The following is a 24926-nucleotide window of genomic DNA, read 5'->3' as shown; positions in this document are numbered from 1 at the left end:
TCGGAAGCCGGATCGGCACCCGGCTCTGATCGCCGTTCCCGTCCACGAGCTTGCGCACAAGGTTGAGGGGCCTGCCGGCTCACAAGCAGGACGGCGTTCACGTATTTCTCATGCGCATAGGCGGCGAATTGGCTAGTGGACGGCGAGCCGGTGCGCCCGGTTGGTAACCCGCCACGACAACGCGAGTTGAAACGAGCGGACATGCTCGCCTTCGGCCCGACCAGTCGGGAAGTTTTTAAAAGGCTATCGCTTCTGTCTTATCGTATCGATAGGGAGAGCTTTTGATTTGCTCGCAGGAAGATCTGATCCCGATGACCAGTCTAACTCACGCCCGCGCCAACGGCTCAGATGCACCGATCGCTGAGAGCCGCCCTGACCTATGGCTGCTCATTCGCTGGTTTATCTCGTCTGCGACCTTGAACGTACCGCAGGCGGCCGGGCCGGTCGCGTTCTCGCTCGTTGCCTTGAGTCTCACGGGCGAAACCAGTGGCGGCGCTGCCATGATCCTGGCCATGACACTTGCCCAAGTGATTGGGGTTATCCCAATAGCCCGGCTGGGCAGAAACCTGCCTTCGGCGCTGTTCCTGAAGCTGCTGGTCGCCTTTCGCACCTTGGCCTTGGCGTCGATCGCGCTGTGCGTTGCTTACGAAGCATCCTTCGTTTGGCTCATCTTGTTTGCGGCTTTCGCTGGAATCGTCAACGGTGCGGCGTTCGGATATCTTCGCTCCGTGCTCAACCATTTGGCACCCGTTTCGCGATTGCCGCGAGCGCTTGGCATTGCGGCCACGCTCAACGAGCTGATCTTCGTATTGGCTCCCGTGGTAGCGTCAGGTCTGGGCACCATCTCACCGGTCTTCGCCATCCTGGCGCTCACAGTCTTCAGCGCCATTCCGGCATTGTTGGTCCCACGCACCCGCTCAACCCACATTGACGGCGTGCCACCTGCCGATGGCTCGGTTCTCAGCCCCTCCATTCTGCTGTGGCTTATGTGTGCCGCCGCGGGTGGATCCACCGTTGCGGCAATTGAGATCGGCGCCGTCGCGCTGGCACTGAGCTTTGGGTATCAACCAGCCCTGGCAATCCTGTTCACGGTGCCCCTGTGCCTGGCCTCGGTGGTCGGAGGACTGTGGGTGAGCATTCGCAACCGCATGGCGACGCGGACGATCGTGCTGGCCCAATTGACCGTCATGTCGCTGGGTTCCGTCCTGACCGCTCTCCAGCTATCGATCGAGACGACCATTCTCGGAGCCGTCCTGGTGGGGTTCGTCCTGGCCCCCTTGGGGACGTACTACTCGCTAATCCTTGACACGCTGGCCCCTCCGCAGAAGCGGCCTGAAGTATTCGCCCTGCTGCGCACCGCGAACGCGCTCGGCGTTATCTTCGCCAGTGCGGTCCTGACTGTGGTTTCACTGTCCATGTCGCTCATCGTCGTCACGAGCTTGATGGCCGCAGTTACATTGGTGGTCGGAGTAGAAGCGGCAAGCCCATCGCAGTAAGGTCTAAACCGCTGCCGGTGGAGCAGCCGACGAGCGCCCATAAGCGACTCGACCTTAGGGCCATATGAGCAGGCGTACGGGCGCTCTCATGCGGCAAGAATTCAGCCGGCTTTGACCTGGCGAGCGATGCTGTCGATCTGGAAGCGCTTGATGCCGAGGTCGTTGAGCTCACGATCCGAGAGCGTGGACAGCTCGTTGAACGTTTTCCGATAGTTCACGTACGCGCGGATCTTCGCGAGGATGTAGGGCACAAACATCAGGAACTCCTGTCAGTTAGCCGGCATGAGCGCCGGCGGCTCTTGCTCTTGCGTGTGCCGTGCAACCTACATAGTTGTGCGGCGCAAAAATTAGCAGTCGTGCTAAAATTGAGGCAGGCATGCTCACATTGCATGCGGCCGTCATAGACACTTAATGGGGGTGTGACGGTGTCGTGTTCGGAGCATTCAGTAGAGGAGTTTTCCTGCCTCCTTCCCTGGAAGAGAGTGAGGAAGAAGGATGGGCAGGCTTTAGGCGAGAGAGGTGATTTACGATCTGCGACCTGTTGCGTGAGCTTCTGCTTCGGCGTTACGCTAGTCTGAGCAAATACCCCAACAAGTTCAGGCCCGCCCTCGGATTGACGGGTCTGTGGCGGTACTTCGAACACCACATAAATAGCACCGTCACGGTCGCCGCCGGCAGGCCCGCTCCGGATCTCTTCCTAGACGCCGCAGCCCAGATGGTCGTTAAGCCCGCGCATTGTTTGGTCGTGGAGGACAGCATCGCCGGCGTCAAGGCAGATGTTGCCGCACGAATGAAGGTCATCGGATTCAGGGCTGGAGATCACTGGATCACAGGCCATAGTGACAGGCTTCTTGCAGTCGGTACATCGACCATAGTGCGCTCGGCAACCGAACTTACATCGTCTCTGACGCGACAGCCTGTCCTTCCCCACTGAGGACGGGGGTTGTCACATAATTCATTGAGACGCGCGCGGAGACACACCGAACGCCAAGGCGTCCGAAAACTACCCCTCGCTGATCTCCGGCGGCTCCTTGCGACCGGCGAGCTTCGCGCCTCAGATCTTGCGGAAGTGTTGGCACAGGATCCTAGACTTTGAGAGACTCGATGGCTTGACGGGAGTCGACATGCAATTTGCTGCACCATTGCGCTTAGCTGGCGGCATTGGTTCAAGCAAGCTTTGGCGATACCGTTCCAGATCCCGTAGAGGACCCATTGAAGCAGCCTTTTCTTGTTGCGAGACAGTCAGGCGGGATGACTGCGCCCTTGCGCAGAATAATGAACTCGCTTGAGTTTGCAACATGTGTTTTATTAATGTAGTTTTGGTCTGAATGAAACAAGTGGGGTTGGCGGTGGGATCCAAGGCGTGAAGTAAGAGCAATGCATGGCTTAAAGGTCTTACAATCCAAGTCGAGACGAGTGGCTCAGCAGAAGGTGAAAGATGATCGACATCCAACAGCCGACCGCAATTTGCGTTGCGCCAAATGGCGGACGGCTGACAAAGGCCGACCATCCTGGTTTGCCGCTTGGGTCGGCGGAAATTGCCCGGGCTGCCCGCGAGTGCCTTGATGCGGGGGCATGCCTTATTCACGTCCATATCCGAGATCGGCACGGCCGCCACCTGCTCGACGCTAGCGGATACCGGGAAGTCATCGAAGCCATCGGCCGGGAAGTTAGCGATGAGATGATTGTTCAGATTACGAGCGAGTCTCTTGGTATCTACACACCACAGGAACAGATAGCAGTTGTAAAGGAAACTCGGCCGGAGGCAGTCTCGCTGGCGCTGCGGGAATTGGTGCCAACAGAAGCTCACGAGACTGAGTTCGCGTCATTCTTGTGGTGGCTCAGAGCGGAGGCAATTGCGCCTCAGATAATCCTTTACGATACGGATGAGACATTGCGTCTGGAAGATTATTGCCGCCGTGGACTTGTCCCCTGGGATCAGGTTCCGGTTCTTTACGTGCTTGGACGTTACACGGAAGGGCAGAGATCGACACCAGCCGACTTATTGCCGTTTCTCAATCGATCAAAGCCCAGTTTTGCCCATTGGAGCGTTTGCGCCTTCGGCGCGAGGGAAGCCGCCTGTGTCACTGCGGCAGCTCTATTTGGTGGGCACGTGCGCGTCGGTTTCGAGAACAATCGTCATCTCCCCAGCGGAGAATGGGCCACCTCCAATGCTGACTTGGTCGCTGCCGTATCGAAGAGCCTTACAGGACTCGGTCTCCAACGCGCCAATGCGGCTGAGTTGCGCCATGCTTGGACAGCCTGTTTGACTAGCGCTTAGCGATGAACGCTATCAATGCACCATGACGCGGCGCGGCCGGAGTGCTCATGGACGCATCTCCGGCCAGCTCCTTGCGATGTTTTTTGATCGCTGCGTTGTTGTGCCGCTAGGTCGCTGCAGCTCTCAAGTGCCTCGCCGTCTTGATCGGCGTGGCGCCTTCTGAATTGGTGGTTCTGTCACAATCGATAATAGTTCGCTATTGCGCGGTGTCTTCAAGACATAGGTATCGAACGCCGCGAGATGTGCTTCGTTCCTCGCCAATGCTTCAAGCGCGGAACGGCCGCGCTTGGCTGCGATCAATTCAACAAGGCACTCTACCGCCGCGAACGCGGGAGTCATGGTGTGGAAAAACGAGGGCGTTTCAGTGTGAACGCGAATCAGGACCTCGGCAAGCCTGGCGACTGGAGACAATTCACTATCAGTCAGGGCCACCAACTTCGCACCGCGCGATACTGCAAACTCAGCGGCCTGCAACGTGTGGCGCGTGTAAGGACTAACTGTGACCGCTAGCAGCACATCTCGAGGACCGACAGTTTGGAGCGCATCATTCGCTGTTCCCCCCACTCCATCGACCAGTACTGTACTTGAGCCGAGTAATGAACCGACATAATGCATGAGATAAGCTGCAGGAAAACTTGAGCGGAGACCAAGACAAAAAATGTGTCGCGCGTCCGTCATGACATCGGCGGCGGCTGCGAGCGCAGCAATCGTTGAGGGCTGTGCGAGCTCCCTTAGATGGCCGTGTAAAAATTCAATCGTATCACCAATAAGAGCGACGTCGCCCTCGGCTTCCCGTCGTGCTAAAAGTTCCTCTGCACGCCCAGCGAAACTTTCTGGCCGTTCTCTAATGGCGCCGGCGAATATCTCCTTCAAACTGTCAAATCCATCGAAGCCGAGCCGCTTCGCCAGCCGCGTGAGCGTCGCTGCAGGCACGCCCGCACGGCGCGCCTGCTCCCTCATCGATAATAACGCGACCTCCGTTGGATGATCGAGTAACCAACGTGCGCCGGCTTTCATTTGCCGCGGCATGCGCTCATAGCTGTCCTTGATGACAGTTGCTATGGGCAATTCCATTGCGATATTTATCCTATACTTGAGCTAGAGAGGCGATTGGATAGGAATAATTTATAACTCTTTGTCCCGGTAAGCTAGATCAGTTTCAAGGATGTAACATTAGCCAACTCCTCACTCTAAAGCCACTTTGGCAGATTAGGGCCGCTATCGCGACGTCCGCAACGAGTTCACCCAGCTAACCCTAATTGAGATGTCCTGCGGAGAGCCGATCAGGTCAAGTGGTGCGGCAGTTTTGCCCGCGACGACTTACAAAAACTGGAAGCACGAGAGCAGCATCTTACCACAAGCATCGCTGGCGAGTCGCAGTCAACTGGCCCGCAGTATGGCTCACGGCGATACAGTGTTTGGTCCGAGCCGACTTCGATCGGGCTCAACGTTTTCAGAAGATCAGCCACGGTATCCGGATCATTTTCGATACGATTAAGGCTTTGGATCACCATTTCACTCATTTCAAGTGGGCTATCCGGTCGGCGACTGCCTTCAATTGATGCGTGCTTGCCTATTTTTGAACCAAACGGTCTACCAATTAAATTTTGAAACAGGTGTTGCATATGTGCTAAACTGTGCTTATCGTCTTCGTAAAGACCTGTTAAGCCCTGTTATAACGATGTAGACGTTGCGCTGCTTCTCAGTAATCCGGGGCAGATACTGTATGCAGCGCCTGCAAGAGATGATCATGAGCAACATTCTGCACCGCTCTATTCATGCACATTTGCCGATGGCTGTAGCCGGGTGCGGAGTCGAGTTGTTCGATGCCGACGGCAAGGCATATATTGACGCCTCCGGCGGCGCCGCCGTCTCATGTCTCGGCCATGGCCATCCGGAGGTGCTCGCAGCGCTGCACGCTCAGCTCGACAAACTCGCCTACGCTCATACGGGTTTCTTCACGACGGAGATCGCCGAACGGTTGGCGGATCGTCTCGTCGCCGACTCTCCAGAAGGAATTGATCGCGTTTATCTCGTAAGCGGCGGATCGGAAGCGATGGAAGCGGCGCTGAAGATGGCGCGGCAGTACTTCGTTGAAAAGGGAGAAACCCGGCGGCGACACGTCATCGCGCGCCGGCAGAGTTACCATGGCAATACTCTAGGGGCGCTTGCTGCCGGAGGCAATGAATGGCGTCGAGCCCAGTTCAGGCCACTGCTGATTGAGACTCATCACATCGCACCGTGCTATGCATATCGCGGCCGCTTATCTAGCGAGAGCGAGTATCAATATGGCCAGCGCGTCGCCGGCGAGCTCGAAGCCAAGATCCTTGAACTCGGACCCGACGAGGTAATCGCTTTCGTCGCCGAAACTGTCGTCGGTGCGACAGCCGGCGCCGTGCCGCCAGTAGATAAATATTTCAAGAAAGTCCGCGAGATCTGTGATCGGTATGGAGTCCTGTTAATCCTCGATGAGGTCATGTGCGGCATGGGGCGCACCGGCACGCTCCATGCTTTTGAGCAGGAAGGCGTTGTGCCGGATATCATGGCAATCGCAAAAGGCCTCGGTGGCGGTTACCAACCAATTGGAGCCGTGCTGTTGGGAAGCCATATTTACGACGCTTTCGCCTCGGGATCCGGCTTCTTCCAGCACGGCCACACTTATATGGGGCACCCGATGGCGGCAGCAGCTGGCCTGGCCGTACAGGATGTAATTCGTGAGCAACGCCTTCTCGACAACGTCACACAGATGGGTGAACTTCTTGACCGGCGGTTGCGCGAGCGCTTCGCCAATCACCATCATGTTGGCGACATTCGCGGTCGTGGCCTGTTTCGCGGTATCGAGATCGTAGCGGACCGTTCCGATAAGTCTCCGTTCGACCCAAGGCTCAAGCTGAATACTGTGGTGAAGCGTGAAGCGATGGCACGCGGGTTGATGGTTTACCCAATGGGCGGCACGATCGACGGTGTGCAGGGCGATCACATTCTACTTGCTCCTCCCTTCATCATCAACTCGGGCCAAGTCGATACAATCGTTGATCGGCTGGGCGATGCTCTGGATGCCGCTGTAGCAGGCACCGTTGTCCCACAAAGATAACATCCAAGGTCAAACAATGGGCAATAGCCCGAATAACGAAAGAGGGTACTATAATGAATAAGTGGATGAACCGTAGAACGTTCGGCTGTGGAGTGTTGGCAGCAGGCCTTGCCACAACTATCCCAACCCTTGGAAGGACACAGGAGCTCGCTGCGGAGCAGACGTTGCGCATTGGCCTCGACATAAACGATATTGCCACGTTTGATCCGCATATTTCGGTCGCGGGCGAGGCGGAAATTTTCCAGCAGATCTACGAAGGGCTCGTCGCTTTCAAGGACGGCACAATGGATGTGACAGACCTCCAGCCGGGTTTGGCTGAAAGGTGGGAGGCGAGCCCAGACAAAAAGATTTGGACTTTCACGCTCCGGAAGAACGTCAAGTGGCACGATGGCAGTGATTTTACATCGGACGACGTCAAGTACTCGCTGGAGCGCGTGCTTGACCCTAAATTTGGATCGCCGTTCCGCACGGCAGTAGCAAATATCGATAACGTGGAAGCCTTGCCTGGAGTGGTGAAGATCGCCCTGAAAGAACCTGACCCCAACTTTCCCCAACTGATGGTCAACTACCATGCAGGCAATATCGTCAGCAAGAAGGCGGGTGAGGCGGGAAAAATCAAGCTATCGCCAGTCGGCACGGGGCCATTCAAGTTCTCAGAGTACAAAGTTCGAGAACGTGTCAGCCTTATAGGGAACGAAAGCTACTGGAACGGAAAACCGATTATCGAGCAGATTTCCTACCTCTTCATGTCGGAGGCAAGCACTCGCGAACTAGCGCTGAAGACAGGAGAGGTACACGCAATTTCACTGCAAGCGCGACAAAATGTTGTAGACCGTGTTCGTCGCTTCGCGGAGGTGAACCTGACGGCGCCGGCGAACACCTACTACTTATTCATAAATGTTAAAAAGGCGCCATTCGACAATATCCAGGTGCGCCAAGCACTTGCACATGCGACCGACGCAGCAGGCCTGATCAAGTACATCGGTGCCGACATCGCCAAGCCAGAGCGATCGGCTCTCCCGAAAGGCTATGTTGGGCACACCGATGATGTTACACAGTACCGATACGATATTGCCAAGGCGAAAATGCTCTTGAAAGAGGCCGGACTTGCCAACGGCTTCTCAATGTCCGTCAACATGAGTAACAACGAAATCTATCTGCCCATCATGCAAGTGCTTCAGGAGCAGTGGAAGAAAGTGGGCATTAGTATCGACCTCAAGGTTGTCGATCATCCGACCTACCATCGGCTGATCCGCGAAGACGCTAACCCAGTGGTGATCTATGGCGCATTTCGTTATCCGCTTACGGGCCGAATCTACCTCAATCAGTTCTACAAAGGCAGTTCCGCTATAGGCAAACCCACCGCAGTTACTAACTTCAGTCACTTCGGAGATGTCATTCCTGGGGCAGATGACGAGCTAACGAAGGCGGAGTCCTCCGCAGACGCTGCCGAACAGATCAGATTGTGGGAACAGGCGCAGAAAAAGATCGCAGACGCTGCCGTTTCAATCCCGCTCTATACTCAGAACGCTGCCATGGCACGTTCAACCTTGATCGAGCTTGGTCACGTGCAGCGCAGCAATTTCTATTTGATCACCGAAAAGACGCGCCTCCTCGCGAAGTGAAATCGAACGGGCTAAGACTATGGCAATGTTCATTACTCGAAGGGTGCTTACCGCACTCCTCGTCGTGTGGGCGGTCGCGACGATCGTGTTCTTCGCGATGCGCCTTGTTCCTGCTGATCCAGCTGAGGTTGTTTTAGGCGATCAGGCTTCGGCGGAGTCGATAGCGGCCTTTCGTCAGCAGGCCGGCCTCGACAGGCCGCTGCTCGTTCAATATCAAGAGTTTGTCACCGCGCTTGGACGCGGCGACTTGGGTAGGTCTCTCGTGACCGGTGCCCCGATCGGAAGACAAATTGGCGATCTCTTCCCGTACACTGTGTCGCTGGCTCTGGGCTCGCTGCTCGTCGGCGTCGTCATAGGAATTCCGACCGGCGTGCTAACCGCCGTTCACCGCAACAGCTGGATCGATTTCAGCGGTCGGATACTGGCGCTGCTCGGATTCTCTTTTCCAGCGTTTTACCTGGCTATCGTGCTGTTATTGATCTTTTCGGTCTGGCTGGGCTGGTTTCCGATCATTCATACCCCGCGTGGAACCTCGCTGAATGAGCATTTGCAAAAGCTTGTCCTCCCGTCACTCAGTCTTGGTATCGTGCAGGCGGCCTACATCACACGTCTGACACGTTCGACAATGCTTGAGACGCTGAGCCAAGACTTTGTGCGGACCGCGGTCGCAAAGGGACTGAAACCCTCTGAAGTTTACTTTAGGCACGCGCTGCGGAATGCCCTGATTCCAGTCGTGACAGCCACCGCTCTCTATACGGGGACCATTCTCGGGGGTGCTATCTTGACGGAAACCGTGTTCAATCGGCCTGGATTAGGCAAGCTGCTGGTCGGTGCGATCGCACAGCGCGACTACAATCTCATCCAAGCAGGATTGATCGTCTTCGCTGTTATGATCACGCTGGTCAACCTTCTGGTAGACCTGAGCTACGGACTCCTGGACCCGAGGGTGAAAAATGCCTGATCCCCGCACGAGTTTGATAGCGACGGCAGTGAATGCCGAGACGCCTGAAGTCACAGGTGAACGGCCCAGCCTCTCAGGGATTAGGATGCTGCTCTATGATCCGGGAGCATGCGTCGGCCTTGGCTTTATTCTGTTTATCATCGCCGTGGCGGCGCTTGCGCCGTTCATCGCCGGTCATGACCCGACCGAACAAAGTGTCGTCAACGCGCTCCTGCCACCCAGCCTGGAGCACTGGTTTGGTACTGACGAGTTCGGTCGCGACGTCTTCAGCCGTGCCGTGTATGGCGCACGCCCTGCCTTGATCGTCGGTTTGCTGTCCGTCGGCGTCTCGATGGCGATCGGCGTGCCACTCGGGATGTTGGCAGGGTTCAAAGGAGGTTGGCTTGACACGGCCGTGACTGCCATCGTCGACACAATGCTGTCTTTTCCCGCTATACTGATGGCCCTTTTTGTGGTGACGCTGATTGGTACTAGCCTTCCCGTTTTGATCTGTGCGATCGGCATCTCGAGCGTTCCTATTTACGTGCGATTGGCTCGGTCTTCGACGCTTCTGGTCCGGGAACTCGATTATGTTGCCGCGAGCCGAACCTTTGGCGCTAGCGATTTTCGCATCGTGATGAAGCACATTCTGCCGAACATCGTCAGTCCCCTAATCGTAATGGCCACGCTCAGTATATCTGGAGCAATCACCACGGAAGCGTCGCTGAGCTTTCTCGGCCTGGGCATTCAGCCACCCACGCCGAGCTGGGGCAATCTCATTCGTGACGGCGTAAACGCAATCCTCGAAGCGCCATGGCTAGCATTGATCCCCGGACTTTGCCTGACCGTTAGTGTCTTAGCCTTTAACATCGTTGGCGATACACTTCGGGACCTTCTCGACCCTCGAGACTTAGCGTCCTCGGCTTCTGAAAAAGGAAAGAAATAATGCTTCCGAGCAGTCATACGAGGCGTCGCGTTGCCATCGCAGGATTCCAACAGGAGTCGGTAACCTTCATTGATGGGCAAACAACGCTCGAAGATTTCAGGCTTGTGGAGACGTCGGGCCCGGCTCTACTCGAAGGTTTCAGAGAGACCGACACAGTTCTTGGGGGAATAATCCGTGTCTGTGAGCGCGAAGACGCTGACATCATCCCACTGTTTTACACCTCGGGGGGGGCTGCCGGCCCAACCAGCGATGAGGCGTATAATCATTATGTCAACCGGCTTATTGACGGCCTGAGATCAGCGGGCCCGCTTGACGGTGTGGTTCTGGATCTTCACGGCGCGATGGTGACGCCGACACGCTTGGATGCCGATCGAGAGACGCTGGAGCGTGTCCGGGCCGCTGTCGGGTCAGACGTCCCCATAATGGTTGCTTTGGACTATCACGCAAACCTCGACGAGAAGTCAATTGCGGCGGCCGACGCCGTCTTTGGTTATCATTTCTCACCTCATACCGATATGGGCTCGACCGGAGAGCGGGCAGCAGAGTGTCTGTTTCGCACCCTGCGAGGAGAGATTGCACCTGTCTGCATCCTCGTGAAGCCTGGTGTTATGGTTCCAAGTATTTTCAGTGCGACCAACCTGGAGCCCCTGAAGTCGATCGTTCTTGAGTCAATCGCAGTCGGCGAGCGGAGTGACCGATATCTCGACGTCTCAATATTCGCCGGTTTTTCTTACGCGGATGTTCCGAATTGCGGCTTCTCTGTAGTCGTGGTGGCGGATGGCGATCGGTCTGCGGCACTCGACGTCGCTAATCATTTATCATCCCAAATCTGGGCGCACCGGGAAGCCCTTAATCATCGGGAGCTGGTCCACTCGGTAGAGAGCGGGATCAATGCTGCGAAACAGTTAGTATTAGAAGGCAGACGTCCCATTGTTCTACTGGAACATGCCGATCGGATGAATGACTCGACTTATATTCTCCGTGAGGTCCTGAGGCAGAAGCTGCCACGGACGGCCGTTCCATACTTGTGGGATCCCCACGCAGCTGCCGAGGCAGTGTCTGCCGGTGTCGGCGCGATAGTCAACCTGAAGGTTGGCGGTAAGAGCAACGAGCGGGCGGGTGGGCCAGTCACGCTTCAAGGTAAGGTGACTCATGCCAAATCTGTAACCTATCGCGCGACAGGGCCGGTCGGCACCGGGAGCATAGTAGAACTAGGTGATACTGCTGTGATCGACACCGGATCAGCAATGGTATCCTTGACGTCTCTGCCTCTTACTGCTCTTGACGATGACTGTCTCACTCAGTTTGGACGCACGCTGGACGAGTTTGATTTCGTTGTCCTACGCTCGAAGACGCATTTCCGCGCATTCTTCGAGCCCGTAAGCGCTGCGATCTTCATTATTGACACTCCGGACTGGGGACCAGCAAATCTACAGACTTTGCCTTATAAGAACGTTCCGCTTGATCGGGTCTATCCCTTCACGGAGGATAGAACGTGAATGGATCGATAGTGAAGGTGCCCTTGCTTTCTGTCCGCGGTCTGACACTAACGTTGCGACCTAAGGAGATCACGCTGGTCAGCGATGTCAGTTTTGACGTTGGCCACGGAAAGGTCTTGGGCGTGGTCGGAGAATCGGGCTGCGGCAAAAGCGTGACGGCGCTGTCCCTGTTGCGGATAACCCATCCATCAATTGCGCCGAGTGCAGGAGAAATCCTTTTTAACGGCGAGGATATTCTCAAGGCAGATGCACGCCGCATGCGTCAAATACGTGGCGGCGAGATTGCGATGATCTTTCAGGAACCGATGACGTCACTCAATCCCGTGTTCACCGTCGGCGACCAGATCATCGAAGCGATGCAGGCGCACCAGCAGATTGGCAAGAAGGCTGCACGCGCTGCAGCAATCGAGATGCTAGATCATGTTGGCATCCCGTCTCCTGCGCAGCGCATGGACGCTTTCCCTCATCAGATGTCGGGTGGTATGCGGCAGCGTGTCATGATCGCAATGGCTTTAGCATGCAAGCCAAAACTCCTGATCGCAGATGAACCAACGACTGCGCTCGACGTCACGATCCAAGCTCAGATTATCGAGCTGCTTCGCCGGCTTGGGCGCGAGTTCGGTATGGCGATCATACTCGTTACGCATGATCTCGGCGTCGTTGCTGACATTGCTGATGATGTGATCATCATGTACGCTGGGCGTGTCATCGAACGTTCATCTGCAGCCGACCTCTTTCGACGGCCGCGTCATCCCTATACCGAAGGTCTTCTGCGTAGTGTCCCCCCTCTCAACACTGACGTGGAGCGGCTTTCGACCATTCCCGGTACGGTGCCCTTGCCGTATGCGATGCCGACCGGCTGCCGTTTTGCGGATCGGTGTCCGGATGTCCGTGCGCCATGCAGAACATTCGATCCTCCATTGATTAGCGTGGAGGGAGGTCATCAGACAGCCTGCATCAGAGAGGTCAATTATCAGACAGCGCAGGCTGCGGAGGCACACACATGACGGACGATGCCGGCAAGATGCTGCTTAAGGTCAGCGACCTGAAGGTTCATTTTCCGATCAAGGCAAAGAGTCCTTGGCAAAAGTCGGGCACGGTCAAGGCTGTTGATGGCGTTTCGTTAGCAATCGGGCCTGGCGAGACGCTCGGCCTCGTCGGTGAATCCGGCTGCGGAAAATCGACCGTTGCTCGCGCGATCATCAGACTCAACTCGCCTACTGAGGGTGCGATCATTCTGGACGGTGAGAACATAGCTACTTTGCGACCTTCTGCGCTGCGAAAGCGACGCAAAAAGGTACAGATGGTCTTCCAAGATCCAGCGAGCTCGCTGGACCCTCGCATGAGCATAGCCTCAGTTCTAGCAGAGCCGATGGAAATATCAGGCTGGAGCCGAGATCGCATCAATGCGCGGATCGATGAGCTCCTCGGCCTGGTTGGACTTCGGCCGCAGGTGAAGAACCGGTTCCCACACGAATTTTCTGGTGGCCAAAAGCAACGCATCGTGATTGCACGCGCTCTCGCGCTTTCTCCGCAGCTGGTCATCTGCGATGAGCCAGTTTCCGCATTGGACGTTTCGGTTCAGGCGCAGATCATTAACCTGTTGCGTGACATCCAGCGGGATCTTGGTGTAAGCTATCTCTTTGTCGCTCACGACCTCGGCGTGGTCCGTCAGATCTCCGACAGGGTGGCGGTTATGTATCTGGGAAAAATCGTTGAGCACGCGCACAAGAAAGATCTCTACGATAGCCCACTACACCCCTATACGCAGGCGCTGCTTTCTGCGGTACCTCGGCCAATTCCAGGTGCAGCAAGAAATCGTGTGATCCTCGCAGGAGACCTGCCGACACCTCTTGATCCACCTAGTGGTTGTCGGTTCCGCACACGCTGTCCGCTGGCGCAACAGAGATGCGCCGATGAGGAGCCTGCCTTGATCGAAAAGCTGCCTAACCATCAGGCGGCGTGCCATTTCGCACCGACCGCGAAACTCATGCCGCCCACTTGAGTTGAGCCCTAATCTACACGCTGGGGTTAGTGATCGACCTAGATTTGTGGTGCACTGACAACGCCTCGGCGCGGGCCGTTCGCTCGGCGACTGTAGCCCTCAAAAGGGAATCTGCAGGAGTCCCATGATCACGCGCTCGTCCTAACCTGGTCCGGCGTCATTCGACGGTCCATAATGGCAGTCCGGTTCAGCTTGAGAGGTTGGCCGGATATGTTCTAAAACCGTCCTCCAAGAATGCAGAGTAAAGGTAGTCCACCGCCTCGAACAACTCGACGCTCCTATGCCGCAAGAGGCCTCAATGCGCTACAAAGCACGCGCTTCCGAAGCCATCCCGTATGACCGTCGATGTTCTTGCTCTACAGAACTGCGCTAAAGCGCTTTTGGTCTCAGTGTAGGGCATAGCCGGCATGCCTGATCCAACCTTTGGCATCTTTTGCGGTGATGGTGTCGAGGGCTGGTTTGAGTTCCGCCTCCAGGGCTTCGAGAGTGCGTGCGGCTTTCGCCTTAAGCCGCTCTTTCATCTTGGCCCAGGCCTGCTCGATCGGGTTGAACTCAGGGGAGTAGCGAGGCAGGTACAACACCCCGATCCCGGCCTGAGCGAGAATCTCACCGACTTCCGTCGCGCGATGCGGGCGCAGGTTGTCCATCACCAGGATCGCATCCGGCTTCACCTGCCGGAGTTTGGGCACCAGCACCTGCTCGAGATAGCCCAGCAGCACCGGGGTAGAGGTGGATGCCTCGATGCTCATCGTGGCCACCAGGCCCTCACAGGCAAGCGCGCCTAACACCGTCAGCCGTTGCCAGGAGCCAAGGGGAATGGATCCATAGGCGCGTTGCCCACACGGCGCTCGCGCATGGGTGCGGGCCATCTTGGTCGTCACGCCGCTTTCATCGAGGAACACCAAGCGTTCCACAGGAAGCGCGCTCATCTGCTGGCGATACGCCTCGCGCTCAGCGGCAATCTCGGGCCGCTCCTGCTCGGCCGCCCGAAGCGTCTTTTTTTCGGACGCAGCTTGAGCTGCTTGAGCGCCTCACAGATCACCGCCAGACACACTGTCACGCCCGTTCGCTCGGCCAGGCGCTCACGGTACTCACGCAGCAGCGCGTCATTGTCCTCGATGACGAGCTGACGCAGCACCGCCAGAGCCGCTGCATCCAGGCGCGAGGGCACACCGCCGCTGTGCGGCTTGGGGCAGCGTCGGCCTTCCTCGCGCTCTTGGCGGCGCCAGTTTGACACGGTGGCGGGACAGACCTGGAAGCGGTGGGCAATCTCGACCTGAGGAAGGTCGCCACGCTCGCAGGCGATCAGAACACGTTCGCGCAAATCGGGAGAATAGGGCTGGGGCATAACTTGCCTCCCGGGCCATATCCCAATCAACGCACAGACTACCCGAATGGATTCAAGCCCAGATCAAAAGCGCTTTAGTTCTCAAGGTGGACGTCCATGTTGAAGCCGCTGTCTTGGCCAAGCCAACTCTGGGATAGACCCACGGTAAGTACCTCGGCTCCAACTCGCCCGAGAATCATGCCGCAGCTCGGCTCGCGATCGTCCCCGATCCATTGCTGCTTTTGCCTTCATCCTATATGCCTGGATCTGCGAAGTTAGACTGCGTATATAACTCCCTTTGCGAGAACACCGATCTCACCACCGGGGAAAACGCAAGATGCGCGGGACGGGCGACAATTTCGATGACTGATCTTTCCATCGCTCGTGACCGCCCGCTGCGAGGCATCGCCCTCATGCTGGCTGCGCTAGCTTTCTTCTCCTGTTCAGACGCAGCCTCTAAACTCCTGACCGCAGGCCTCCCGGCCCTTGAGGTGGCGTGGCTGCGCTTTTGCGTTTTCACGCTCTTGATGCTCGCAACCGCAGCGTTCACGGGGCAGATGCAGGAACTCCGTTCCAAGCGACCTTTCCTGCAGGCGCTCCGAGCTCTCGCTGTGCTGGGTTCATCAATCTTCTTCATCATGGGATTGGCTTTCCTGCCGATGGCGGAAGCTACGGCTGTCTCCTTCATCTCACCTATGATTGTGACCGCCCTGTCGATCCCAATCCTAGGTGAAACCGTCGGGTGGAGGCGGTGGAGTGCGGTTGCGGTCGGCCTCATCGGCGTCCTCGTTATTGTGCGGCCTGGAGTTGGAGCGTTCGACATAGCAGCGATCTTTCCCCTGCTCTCAGCTGCGAGTTGGGCCGTCGCCTTGGTGGTGACGCGTAAGATGAGCGGATCGGACGGAACTCTCGTCTCCCTTGTCTATGCAGCGGGTATCGGTTTGCTCATCACCTCAGCTCTTGTGCCGTTCACGTGGGTAACGCCGGAGTGGCGTGAAATCTGGCTCGGGCTTATCACCGGGGGGGCGTCTACCATCGCGCAATGGCTTGTTGTGCTGGCTTTCCAGCAGGCGCGCGCCTCGGTGCTGGCGCCATTCTCGTATAGCCAACTCATTTGGTCGGGGATGTTGGGTTATGTGATCTTTGGCAATGTGCCGGATCGCTGGACCCTGATTGGCGCCACAGTAATCATCGCCAGTGGACTCTACACAGCCCATCGCGAGCGGACAATTCGGGTGACATCTGCCCTTATCAAATAGAGCAGCCATACAGGCCCGTGCTCATCGTCGTCAGAAACAGGTGAGGGTGTTCAACCTCCATTTGGTGTGTGTCTTCCATCCGGCAGAAGTCTAGGCACACTCAAAGCTTGTCTCGCTACATCTAGCAGCTGGTGGTTGTATGAGCGCCGTCGAAGCCATGCCTTTCGATGTCATGAACGGAGAACCGAAAGGCCATTCATGCGGAGGCGTGAATGACCCTTCCTCACAAAATACAAAACCGCAACGTATATTGCGCTGACCGCAATTGGTGTGGACCGGGCTCATCAGCTGCCATGGGCTTATGGTCCAGCTCACTCGCCATCGCTCTCGTTGACATGACGGAACATTGAAGGTGCTTAACGGGCCTCGCCAGCATCCGTTATCCCCTGGTGTAACGCGTAGCTTTATCCCAGTTGGTAAGGCACAATGTTCCGTTGATCTGGGTCAACGGTGACCCTCCTATCAAACGGAGGCGTCGCGCGCTGACGGCAATCAGATCGATCGCAGAGGCGACAGCTGACGCCGATTTTGACCGCCGCGGAGGACTTGCGTGTGTCAATAACGTCTGAGTAGACAAACTCGTTTGCGTAGGCCAATTCGCATCCGAACCCAATCGCATAACGGAGACGGGCCGCATCGAAGCGCCCACCTCCTTTTGTGATCGCATGCGCGACTGATAGATACTGGTCACCATCCGGCATCTCGGCCACTTGGACTAGGAAGCGATCTGGCGTCTCGAAGGCTTCATGGATGTTCCAGATTGGGCACGCACCACCATACCTCGCGAATTGCAGCCGCGTTGCACTATGGCGCTTGGTGATGTTACCTGCTCGATCGACGCGCAGGAAGTAGATCGGGATGCCCTCGTTGCCAGGCCGCTGAAGCGTGGACAACCGATGGCAGACCTGCTCGATGCTGACACCGAACTGTGTCGCCAGCCGCTCTATGTCATGTTGCATCCTGCGGGCCTCTTCGGCGAATTGCTGGTAAGGCATGAGCAGAGAGCCCGCAAAGTAGTTCGCCAGAGTGGCTGCACAGACGGCGCTCGCATCACTGCCCCGAAACGAGGCCGCTTGAACGACGGCATCAATCTCGTCCGACAGCGTCAGGGTCGCTAAATGGCGCGCGACCGCGAATGCGAGCGTTGCCTGGGGAAGACTGTCGTTCAGCAACAGCGTCCGGCGAGCGCGGTCCAAGGTACTGACGAATCCACCGCCATCCGCGGTGGAGTGACGGGACACGGAAATGCCATGGATGGTCTCAAGATGATGAGAAAGGCGACTGAGCGAGTCTTCGGACCTGGCGCCGATCCGATCAGCCAAGCTTTCCGCAGCCCGGTCGAGAGGATCGACGTAGTTCCCGATAAAATGAAAATAGTCCCGAACCTCCTCGAACGCTGACTGGTGGCTGCCAACGGTTCCGTCACTGGCTCGAAGCGCATCATCCAATGAGCGATATCGCTCCTCGACGCGACGGTAGATCCGGTGGAGGTCAACCAGCGCACGTGCCATCTTTGGGGCATGAAGGGCGGCGTTCTTGAGTTCCTGCTGGGTCATGTCGAGGCCGCCGAACGTAGGGTCTCCGAGCACCTCCCGCAACGTTGCGGCTAGCCGAACTCCGTCATCGCTCGAGAACGCTGACACATCGACACGAAGAACACGCGCGAGCTCGATGATCACGGTTCCCGAGAGGCTCCGTTGGTTGGCCTCGATCTGACTCATGTAACTCGGGGACACACCGATCCGCCTCGCAAGGTCAAGCTGTGTGAGTCCTCTCGCCTCCCGCAACTCGCGGATCGCCAACCCGGCAAAAATTTTTCGCTTCATGTTAATTTGCTACATTCACAAGTTCACAAATTGGCACGAAAACGCTTGAGCCTGCAAGGTTAGTTTGAGATCACCACACCTTCACTATTTCCACCTTTACCTGTGGTGGGCAAAGTTGAGGGCCCGGGCTCATGCATAAAATTGTCGAACGGCTTGAGGAGCGGCGTGCCCAGGCGCGCCTGGGCGGCGGCGAAAAGCGCATCGAGGCGCAGCACGGCCGCGGCAAGCTCACCGCCCGCGAGCGCATCGAGCTCCTGCTCGACAAGGGCTCGTTCGAGGAGTTCGACATGTTCGTCGAGCACCGCTCCACCGATTTCGGCATGGAGAAGGTCAAGATCCCCGGCGACGGCGTCGTCACCGGTTGGGGCACCGTCAACGGTCGCACCGTCTTCGTCTTCGCCAAGGACTTCACCGTCCTTGGCGGCTCGCTCTCGGAGGCGCATGCCCAGAAGATCATCAAGATCCAGGACATGGCGCTCAAGATGCGCGCGCCCATCGTCGGCCTGTTCGATGCCGGCGGCGCCCGCATCCAGGAGGGCGTGGCGGCGCTCGGCGGCTATGGCGAGGTGTTCAAGCGCAACGTCATCGCCTCCGGCGTGATCCCGCAGATCTCGGTGATCATGGGGCCGTGCGCCGGCGGCGACGTCTATTCGCCGGCCATGACCGACTTCATCTTCATGGTGCGCGACCGTTCCTACATGTTCGTCACCGGTCCCGACGTGGTGAAGACCGTCACCAACGAGACCGTGACCTCGGAGGAACTCGGCGGGGCCAAGGTGCACACCACCAAGTCGTCGGTGGCCGATGGCGCCTATGACAACGATGTCGAGGCGCTGCTGCAGGTGCGCCGCCTGATCGATTTCCTGCCGGCCAACAACATGGACGGCGTGCCGGAAATCCCGAGCTTCGACGATCCCAACCGCACCGACGACAGCCTCGACACCCTGATCCCGGACAGCCCGAACAAGCCCTACGACATGAAGGAGCTGATCCTGAAGGTCGTGGACGAGGGCGACTTCTTCGAGATCCAGGAAGCTTACGCGAAGAACATCATCACCGGCTTCGGCCGCATCGAGGGTCGCACGGTCGGCTTCGTGGCCAACCAGCCGATGGTGCTGGCGGGCGTGCTCGACTCGGATGCCTCCCGCAAGGCCGCGCGCTTCGTGCGCTTCTGCGATGCCTTCGGCATTCCGATCGTCACCTTCGAGGACGTGCCGGGCTTCCTGCCGGGGACCGCGCAGGAATATGGCGGCCTGATCAAGCATGGCGCCAAGCTGCTGTTTGCCTATTCCGAAGCGACCGTGCCACTGGTCACCGTGATCACGCGAAAGGCCTTCGGCGGCGCCTATGACGTGATGGCTTCAAAGCATATCGGCGGCGACATCAACTACGCCTGGCCGACCGCGCAGATCGCCGTGATGGGCGCCAAGGGCGCGGTCGAGATCATCTTCCGGGCCGACATCGGCGATGCCGACAAGATCGCGGCGCGCACCAAGGAATACGAAGACCGCTTCATGTCGCCCTTCGTGGCGGCCGAGCGCGGCTACATCGACGAGGTGATCATGCCACATTCGACGCGTCGGCGGATCGCCCGGGCGCTGGCAATGCTGCGCCACAAGGAGAGCGAGCGGCCCTGGAAGAAGCACGACAACATTCCGATTTGAGAGGAGCAGTCGATGCCCACCACACGCAAATCAGTCTCGAAGGCGACGCGTAGCGATGACATCGCTCAGCTCCACTCCCAAGTCGCCGATGCCGATATGAGGTCCCGACAGGCGGAGGATCTTACTGACGAGATTTCGCAGCTGCTGTGGGCCGTCAGCGGCCTTGATCCTGAGGCTGAACACCTTCTGAAACACTCCGACTATGTAGCTAATCTGGCTGCCCGTACCCCAGACTGAAGCCCAGTTCGAATGACACACTGGAATCGAAGACGCTGAAAGGAAAGAGGCACCATGATTGCAGCTCAGACTGTCGCCCGGACGTTTGCGGATAGGCTTTGGACGCGAACTCCAGCTAATGCACGCGTGCGCTTTGTAGCCCTCGCACTCCTTGGAACAGTGCTGCTGGCAATCTCGGCTCATGTTCAAGTGCCGTTCTGGCCCGTGAAGATGTCCATGCAATCCTTCATGGTGCTCGCCCTGGCAACGGCTTACGGCAGTTGTCTCGGACTTGTTACAGTTGTGGCGTACCTCCTCGAGGGAGCGGTCGGCTTGCCGGTGTTCCAAAGTGGTGGAGGTCTTACGGCTTTCAGCGGCCCGACGGCTGGCTACCTTGCAGGCTTCGTTCTCGCGACCTGGGTCGTGGGCTCCTTGAGCGAGCGCAGCGCAATGCGCTCGATGCTCTCGGCTTTCGGAGTGCTGCTCTTGGGCGATGCAATCATCATGGTTCTTGGCACAGCGTGGCTCGCAACCCTGATCGGCTTCGAGAAAGCTCTCTTTGCAGGCTTCCTGATCTTCCTTCCTGCGGAAGCTCTTAAAGTCACTCTGGCAACGGCTCTGACGAGGGTGACCGCCCGCGCCCTCTAGCCGCCACCCCTTTCTGAGGAACGCCCTCCAGTTCAGCGAGATTGGAGGGCCAAGACGAAGACCAAGCAATGTTTTCCAAGATCCTGATTGCGAACCGGGGCGAGATCGCGTGCCGGGTCATCAAGACCGCCCGGCGCATGGGCATCAAGACCGTGGCCGTCTATTCCGATGCCGACCGGGATGCCCTCCACGTGGAGATGGCCGACGAGGCCGTCCATATCGGTCCGGCCGCCGCCGCCCAATCCTATCTCGTGATCGAGAAGATCATCGAGGCCTGTAAGGCCACCGGCGCCCAGGCCGTCCATCCGGGCTACGGCTTCCTGTCCGAGCGCGAGGCCTTCCCGAAGGCGCTCGCCGAAGCCGGCATCGTCTTCATCGGCCCGAACCCGGGCGCCATCGCGGCCATGGGCGACAAGATCGAGTCGAAGAAGGCGGCGGCCGCCGCCAAGGTCTCGACCGTGCCCGGCTATCTCGGCGTGATCGAGGGCCCGGAGCAGGCGGTGCAGATCGCCGACGAGATCGGCTACCCGGTCATGATCAAGGCCTCCGCCGGCGGCGGCGGCAAGGGCATGCGCATCGCCTATTCCGCCGGCGAGGTCGCCGAGGGTTTCGCCCGCGCCAAGTCGGAGGCGGCGTCCTCCTTCGGCGATGACCGCGTCTTCATCGAGAAGTTCATCACCGATCCGCGCCATATCGAGATCCAGGTGCTCGGCGACAAGCATGGCAATGTGATCTACCTGGGCGAGCGCGAATGCTCGATCCAGCGCCGCAACCAGAAGGTCATCGAGGAGGCGCCGTCGCCGCTGCTCGACGAAGCCACCCGCCGCCTCATGGGCGAGCAGGCGGTCGCCTTGGCCAAGGCTGTCGGCTACGATTCCGCCGGCACGGTGGAGTTCGTCGCCGGCCAGGACAAGTCGTTCTACTTCCTCGAGATGAACACCCGCCTGCAGGTGGAACATCCGGTCACCGAGATGATCACTGGCATCGACCTCGTGGAGGAGATGATCCGGGTCGCCGCCGGCGAGAAGCTGCGACTGTCCCAGAGCGACGTGAAGCTTAACGGCTGGTCGGTGGAAAGCCGCATCTATGCCGAAGACCCGGTGCGCAACTTCCTGCCCTCGACGGGCCGCCTCGTCACCTACCGCCCGCCGCAGGAAGGCGAGCATCACGGCGTCACGGTGCGCAACGACACCGGCGTGTACGAAGGCGGTGAGATCTCGATCTATTACGATCCGATGATCGCCAAGCTCGTGACGCACGCTCCGACGCGCGAACAGGCGATCGAGGCGCAGGCCACCGCGCTCGATGCCTTCGCCATCGATGGCATCCGCCACAACATCCCGTTCCTCTCGGCCCTGATGCAGCATCCGCGCTGGCAAAGCGGAAAACTCTCCACCGGTTTCATCGCCGAGGAGTTCCCGCAAGGGTTCAAGGCGCCGGCACCGGAGGGCGAGGTGGCCTTGCGCATGGCGGCCGTGGGGGCCGCCATCGACCATCTGCTCAACGAGCGCAAGCGCCACATCTCGGGCCAGATGCGCCAGGTTTCCAGCGTAAAGTTCGACCGCGAGCGCGTGGTGCTGCTGGGGAGCCAGAGACACGAGGTCGTGATCGAGGACATCGAGGGCGGCTTTGCGGTCGTCATCGACGGTCAGGCCTGGCCCATCGTCTCGGGCTGGGTGCCCGGCCAGCCGGTTTGGACCGGCACGGTCGGCGGTGAAGAGGTCGCCGTGCAGGTGCGCACGATCCTCAACGGCGTGGTGCTGGCCCATGCCGGGGCCTCGGCCGAGGTGCGGGTCTATACCAGGCGCGAGGCTGAACTGGCGGCCCTGATGCCGGAACGGTTGGAGGCCGATACGGGCAAGCAGCTGCTCTGCCCGATGCCAGGGCTGGTGAAGGCGATCAGCGTTTCCGTCGGCCAGGAGATCAAGGCGGGCGAGGCGCTGTGCATCGTCGAGGCGATGAAGATGGAGAACGTGCTGCGCGCCGAGCGCGACGGCACCATCGCCAAGATCCACGCCAAGGAAGGCGACAGCCTCGCCGTCGATGCTACCATCATGGAGTTTGGCTGATGGCGGCAGTCGACGACGTCACCCTCGCCGCCGATTTCCCTGAAGCCACCCGCGAGCAATGGCTCGGGCTGGTCGAAGGCGTGCTGAAGGGCGTCGACTTCGAGAGGAAGCTCGTCTCCCGCAGCCATGACGGCATCGCCATCCAGCCGCTCTACCCGAAGGCGGAAGGATCGACGCCCGTCGCGCGTGAGCAGGCCGGCCGCTGGCTTGTGTCGCAGCGGATCGACCATCCCGATCCCGCCAAGGCCGCCGAGCTGGCTCTTCTCGATCTCAAAGGCGGCGCCGATGCGCTGACGCTCGTCGCCCAGCGGGCTCCTGCGGCCCACGGCTTCGGCCTGCGGATCGACAGCCTCGACGATCTCGACCGGGCGCTGTCGGGCGTGATGCTCGACCTCATTCATCTGCGCGTCGATGCGGGCGGTCACGGCCGTCCGATGGCAGCGCTCATCCTCGCCCTCGCCGAGCGGCGCGGGCACCGGCTCTCCGACCTTTCGCTCGATCTCGGTCTCGACCCCGTCGGGGCCATGGCCGCGCAAGGCAAGATGTCCGCGTCCTGGGACGCCATGGCCCAGCGCATGGGCGATACGCTCGCGCATCTGAATGCGCAGGGCTTTGCCGGCCGCGCCTTCCTGGCGGACGGGCGCGTCTACCACGAGGCCGGCGCCAGCGAGGCGCAGGAACTCGCGGCCGTGCTGGCCACGGGCATCGCCACCCTGCGAGCGCTCGAAGCACACGGCCATTCGCTCGATGCGGCACGCCGGGCGCTGTCCTTCCTCCTCGTGGCCGATGCGGACGAGTTCCTCACCGTCGCGAAGCTGCGGGCGCTGCGGCGCCTCTGGGCGCGGGTCGAGCAGGCCTGCGGCCTCGAACCAAGACCGATCCGCCTGCATGCGGAGACCGCCTGGCGCATGACCACAAGGCGCGACCCATGGGTGAACGTGCTGCGCGCCACCGTGGCGGCATTCTCGGCTGGGATCAGCGGGGCGGACGCGGTCACTGTGCTGCCCTTCACGGCGGCGTTGGGCCTGCCGGACGCCTTCGCCCGCCGGATCGCCCGCAACACGCAACTGATCCTGCTCGACGAGTCGAACTTGGCCCGCGTGGCGGATCCGGCGGGCGGCGCCGGCGGGTTCGAAGCGCTCACCGATGCGTTGTGCGACAAAGCCTGGGGGCTGTTCCAGGAGATCGAGCGCGAGGGCGGAATCCTGGAGAGCCTCAAGGCCGACCGGCTTCAGTCCCGCATCGCCGCCGTGCGCGCCCAGCGGGAGAAGGCCGTCGCCACCCGCCGGGAGCCGATCACCGGCACGAGCGAGTTCCCGAACATCAATGAGGCGGATGTGGCCGTGCTGCTGCCAATGCCAGCGGCCGATGCGAGCCCTGCTCCTGCCGCGCCGGCCCCGTCCCCCACGGCCACTGAGACGGCCTTCGGCGTCCTTGTGCGGATGGCCGGACAGGGCGCGACCCTGCAGCAGCTGGCCGGCACCGCGGCCGGCCCGTCGCCGGTCGCCATCGCGCCCCTGCCGTCTATCCGCACGGCCGAACCCTTCGAGCGCCTGCGGGACCTGTCGGATGCCTATCTGGCCAAGACCGGCAAGCGCCAGAAGGTGTTCCTGGCCAATCTCGGGCCGATCGCGGCGTTCACGGCCCGGGCGACCTTCGCCAAGAACTTCTTCGAGGCGGGTGGCATCGAAGCCGTCACGAACAATGGGTTTCCATCACTTCATGCCCTCACGGATGCGTTCTCGGCATCGGGTGCTCAGATCGCCTGCATCTGTTCATCCGATGAGGTCTACTTTGGACCTGCCGAGGCGGCGGTCACGCCAAATGAAACCACAGTCGAAGAGGTTGCTCGGTGGATTGAGAGGGCAGGGGGATCACTCGTGTATATGGCCGGGCGTCCGATCATGAGTGAGGACGCACTCCGCTCGGCTGGCATTCGGGAGTTCATCTACATCGGATGCGACCTGCCAGCGATCATGGGCAGCATCTATTCGGCTCTGGACGTCCGCTCCTCAGATATCGAGTAGGAAC

21 protein-coding genes are annotated in these 24926 nt (G+C 59.1%); 16 read left to right on the top strand and 5 right to left on the bottom strand.

Annotation, left to right across the window (positions count from 1 at the left end; all coding sequences use genetic code 11):
* The first annotated feature begins 311 nt into the window (after positions 1 to 311).
* A complete protein-coding gene (locus tag JO965_RS26685) occupies positions 312 to 1496 on the top strand; it encodes an MFS transporter (RefSeq protein ID WP_203445125.1) in 1185 nt (394 codons plus the stop codon).
* Positions 1497 to 1597: 101 nt separating this feature from the next.
* Here the strand turns inward: JO965_RS26685 and JO965_RS26680 are convergent, their stop codons facing one another.
* A complete protein-coding gene (locus tag JO965_RS26680) occupies positions 1598 to 1753 on the bottom strand; it encodes a DUF1127 domain-containing protein (RefSeq protein ID WP_203445124.1) in 156 nt (51 codons plus the stop codon).
* 284 nt (positions 1754 to 2037) lie between these two features.
* Here JO965_RS26680 and JO965_RS26675 point away from each other — a divergent pair, with 284 nt between their 5' ends.
* Together JO965_RS26675 and JO965_RS26670 are read left to right on the top strand one after the other, a co-directional pair.
* Entirely contained in the window at positions 2038 to 2430 is a 393-nt protein-coding gene (locus JO965_RS26675; protein WP_371826928.1) for an HAD-IA family hydrolase, read from the top strand.
* Between the two features lie 504 nt (positions 2431 to 2934).
* Positions 2935 to 3777: a 3-keto-5-aminohexanoate cleavage protein gene (locus JO965_RS26670; protein WP_203445123.1), complete on the top strand. Its 843-nt coding sequence runs from the start codon at positions 2935 to 2937 to the stop codon at positions 3775 to 3777.
* Positions 3778 to 3900: 123 nt separating this feature from the next.
* Here JO965_RS26670 and JO965_RS26665 read toward each other — a convergent pair whose 3' ends face one another.
* Positions 3901 to 4851, bottom strand: a complete 951-nt coding sequence (locus JO965_RS26665) for a MurR/RpiR family transcriptional regulator (protein ID WP_203445122.1) — start codon at positions 4849 to 4851, stop codon at positions 3901 to 3903.
* 676 nt (positions 4852 to 5527) lie between these two features.
* Here JO965_RS26665 and JO965_RS26660 point away from each other — a divergent pair.
* Genes JO965_RS26660 through JO965_RS26630 form a run of 7 tightly spaced genes read left to right on the top strand, consistent with a single transcriptional unit; the run spans position 5528 to position 13886 of the window.
* Positions 5528 to 6871 (top strand): aspartate aminotransferase family protein, encoded by a 1344-nt coding sequence (locus JO965_RS26660; protein WP_203445121.1) that lies wholly within the window; start codon positions 5528 to 5530, stop codon positions 6869 to 6871.
* Between the two features lie 53 nt (positions 6872 to 6924).
* The gene (locus JO965_RS26655; RefSeq protein WP_203445120.1) at positions 6925 to 8496 is read left to right on the top strand and encodes an ABC transporter substrate-binding protein; all 1572 of its coding nucleotides are present in this window, start codon (positions 6925 to 6927) and stop codon (positions 8494 to 8496) included.
* Between the two features lie 19 nt (positions 8497 to 8515).
* Positions 8516 to 9457, top strand: coding sequence for an ABC transporter permease (locus JO965_RS26650; RefSeq protein WP_203445119.1), 942 nt, complete (start codon positions 8516 to 8518; stop codon positions 9455 to 9457).
* Positions 9450 to 10382, top strand: a complete 933-nt coding sequence (locus JO965_RS26645; RefSeq protein ID WP_203445118.1) for an ABC transporter permease — start codon at positions 9450 to 9452, stop codon at positions 10380 to 10382. Before JO965_RS26650 ends, JO965_RS26645 begins: the two co-directional genes overlap by 8 nt.
* The gene (locus JO965_RS26640; protein ID WP_203445117.1) at positions 10382 to 11881 is read left to right on the top strand and encodes a M81 family metallopeptidase; all 1500 of its coding nucleotides are present in this window, start codon (positions 10382 to 10384) and stop codon (positions 11879 to 11881) included. The genes JO965_RS26645 and JO965_RS26640 overlap by 1 nt, the downstream gene beginning before the upstream one ends.
* A complete protein-coding gene (locus tag JO965_RS26635; protein ID WP_371826927.1) occupies positions 11878 to 12888 on the top strand; it encodes an ABC transporter ATP-binding protein in 1011 nt (336 codons plus the stop codon). The genes JO965_RS26640 and JO965_RS26635 overlap by 4 nt, the downstream gene beginning before the upstream one ends.
* On the top strand, positions 12885 to 13886 hold the full coding sequence (locus tag JO965_RS26630) for an ABC transporter ATP-binding protein (protein WP_203445116.1): 1002 nt from the start codon (positions 12885 to 12887) through the stop codon (positions 13884 to 13886). The genes JO965_RS26635 and JO965_RS26630 overlap by 4 nt, the downstream gene beginning before the upstream one ends.
* Before the next feature lie 386 nt (positions 13887 to 14272).
* Here JO965_RS26630 and JO965_RS26625 read toward each other — a convergent pair whose 3' ends face one another.
* Both JO965_RS26625 and JO965_RS26620 read right to left on the bottom strand, forming a co-directional pair.
* Positions 14273 to 14848 carry an IS630 family transposase gene (locus JO965_RS26625; RefSeq protein WP_203445492.1) on the bottom strand — a complete coding sequence of 192 codons (576 nt, stop codon included), beginning with the start codon at positions 14846 to 14848 and terminating at the stop codon, positions 14273 to 14275.
* Positions 14812 to 15234: a helix-turn-helix domain-containing protein gene (locus tag JO965_RS26620; protein WP_203445115.1), complete on the bottom strand. Its 423-nt coding sequence runs from the start codon at positions 15232 to 15234 to the stop codon at positions 14812 to 14814. The genes JO965_RS26625 and JO965_RS26620 overlap by 37 nt, the downstream gene beginning before the upstream one ends.
* 341 nt (positions 15235 to 15575) lie before the next feature.
* Here JO965_RS26620 and JO965_RS26615 point away from each other — a divergent pair, with 341 nt between their 5' ends.
* Positions 15576 to 16472, top strand: a complete 897-nt coding sequence (locus JO965_RS26615) for a DMT family transporter (RefSeq protein WP_203445114.1) — start codon at positions 15576 to 15578, stop codon at positions 16470 to 16472.
* A gap of 404 nt (positions 16473 to 16876) precedes the next feature.
* Here JO965_RS26615 and JO965_RS26610 read toward each other — a convergent pair whose 3' ends face one another.
* Positions 16877 to 18298, bottom strand: a complete 1422-nt coding sequence (locus tag JO965_RS26610; RefSeq protein ID WP_203445113.1) for a short-chain fatty acyl-CoA regulator family protein — start codon at positions 18296 to 18298, stop codon at positions 16877 to 16879.
* A gap of 131 nt (positions 18299 to 18429) precedes the next feature.
* On the opposite strand from JO965_RS26610, the gene JO965_RS26605 reads away from it, so the two are divergent.
* From JO965_RS26605 to JO965_RS26585, 5 genes are all read left to right on the top strand, one after another.
* Entirely contained in the window at positions 18430 to 19962 is a 1533-nt protein-coding gene (locus tag JO965_RS26605; RefSeq protein WP_203445112.1) for an acyl-CoA carboxylase subunit beta, read from the top strand.
* A gap of 12 nt (positions 19963 to 19974) precedes the next feature.
* Entirely contained in the window at positions 19975 to 20199 is a 225-nt protein-coding gene (locus JO965_RS26600) for a hypothetical protein (RefSeq protein WP_203445111.1), read from the top strand.
* A 54-nt stretch (positions 20200 to 20253) separates the two neighbouring features.
* Positions 20254 to 20826, top strand: a complete 573-nt coding sequence (locus tag JO965_RS26595) for a biotin transporter BioY (RefSeq protein WP_203445110.1) — start codon at positions 20254 to 20256, stop codon at positions 20824 to 20826.
* Positions 20827 to 20894: 68 nt separating this feature from the next.
* Positions 20895 to 22895: an acetyl/propionyl/methylcrotonyl-CoA carboxylase subunit alpha gene (locus JO965_RS26590; RefSeq protein ID WP_203445109.1), complete on the top strand. Its 2001-nt coding sequence runs from the start codon at positions 20895 to 20897 to the stop codon at positions 22893 to 22895.
* Positions 22895 to 24922, top strand: coding sequence for a methylmalonyl-CoA mutase subunit beta (locus JO965_RS26585; RefSeq protein WP_203445108.1), 2028 nt, complete (start codon positions 22895 to 22897; stop codon positions 24920 to 24922). The genes JO965_RS26590 and JO965_RS26585 overlap by 1 nt, the downstream gene beginning before the upstream one ends.
* Positions 24923 to 24926 lie beyond the last annotated feature (4 nt).

The organism is Microvirga sp. VF16 (assembly GCF_016864375.1).
Classification (GTDB): domain Bacteria; phylum Pseudomonadota; class Alphaproteobacteria; order Rhizobiales; family Beijerinckiaceae; genus Microvirga.
The sequence above is the reverse complement of the archived record's forward strand: the minus strand, read 5'-3'. Positions and strand labels throughout refer to the sequence as shown.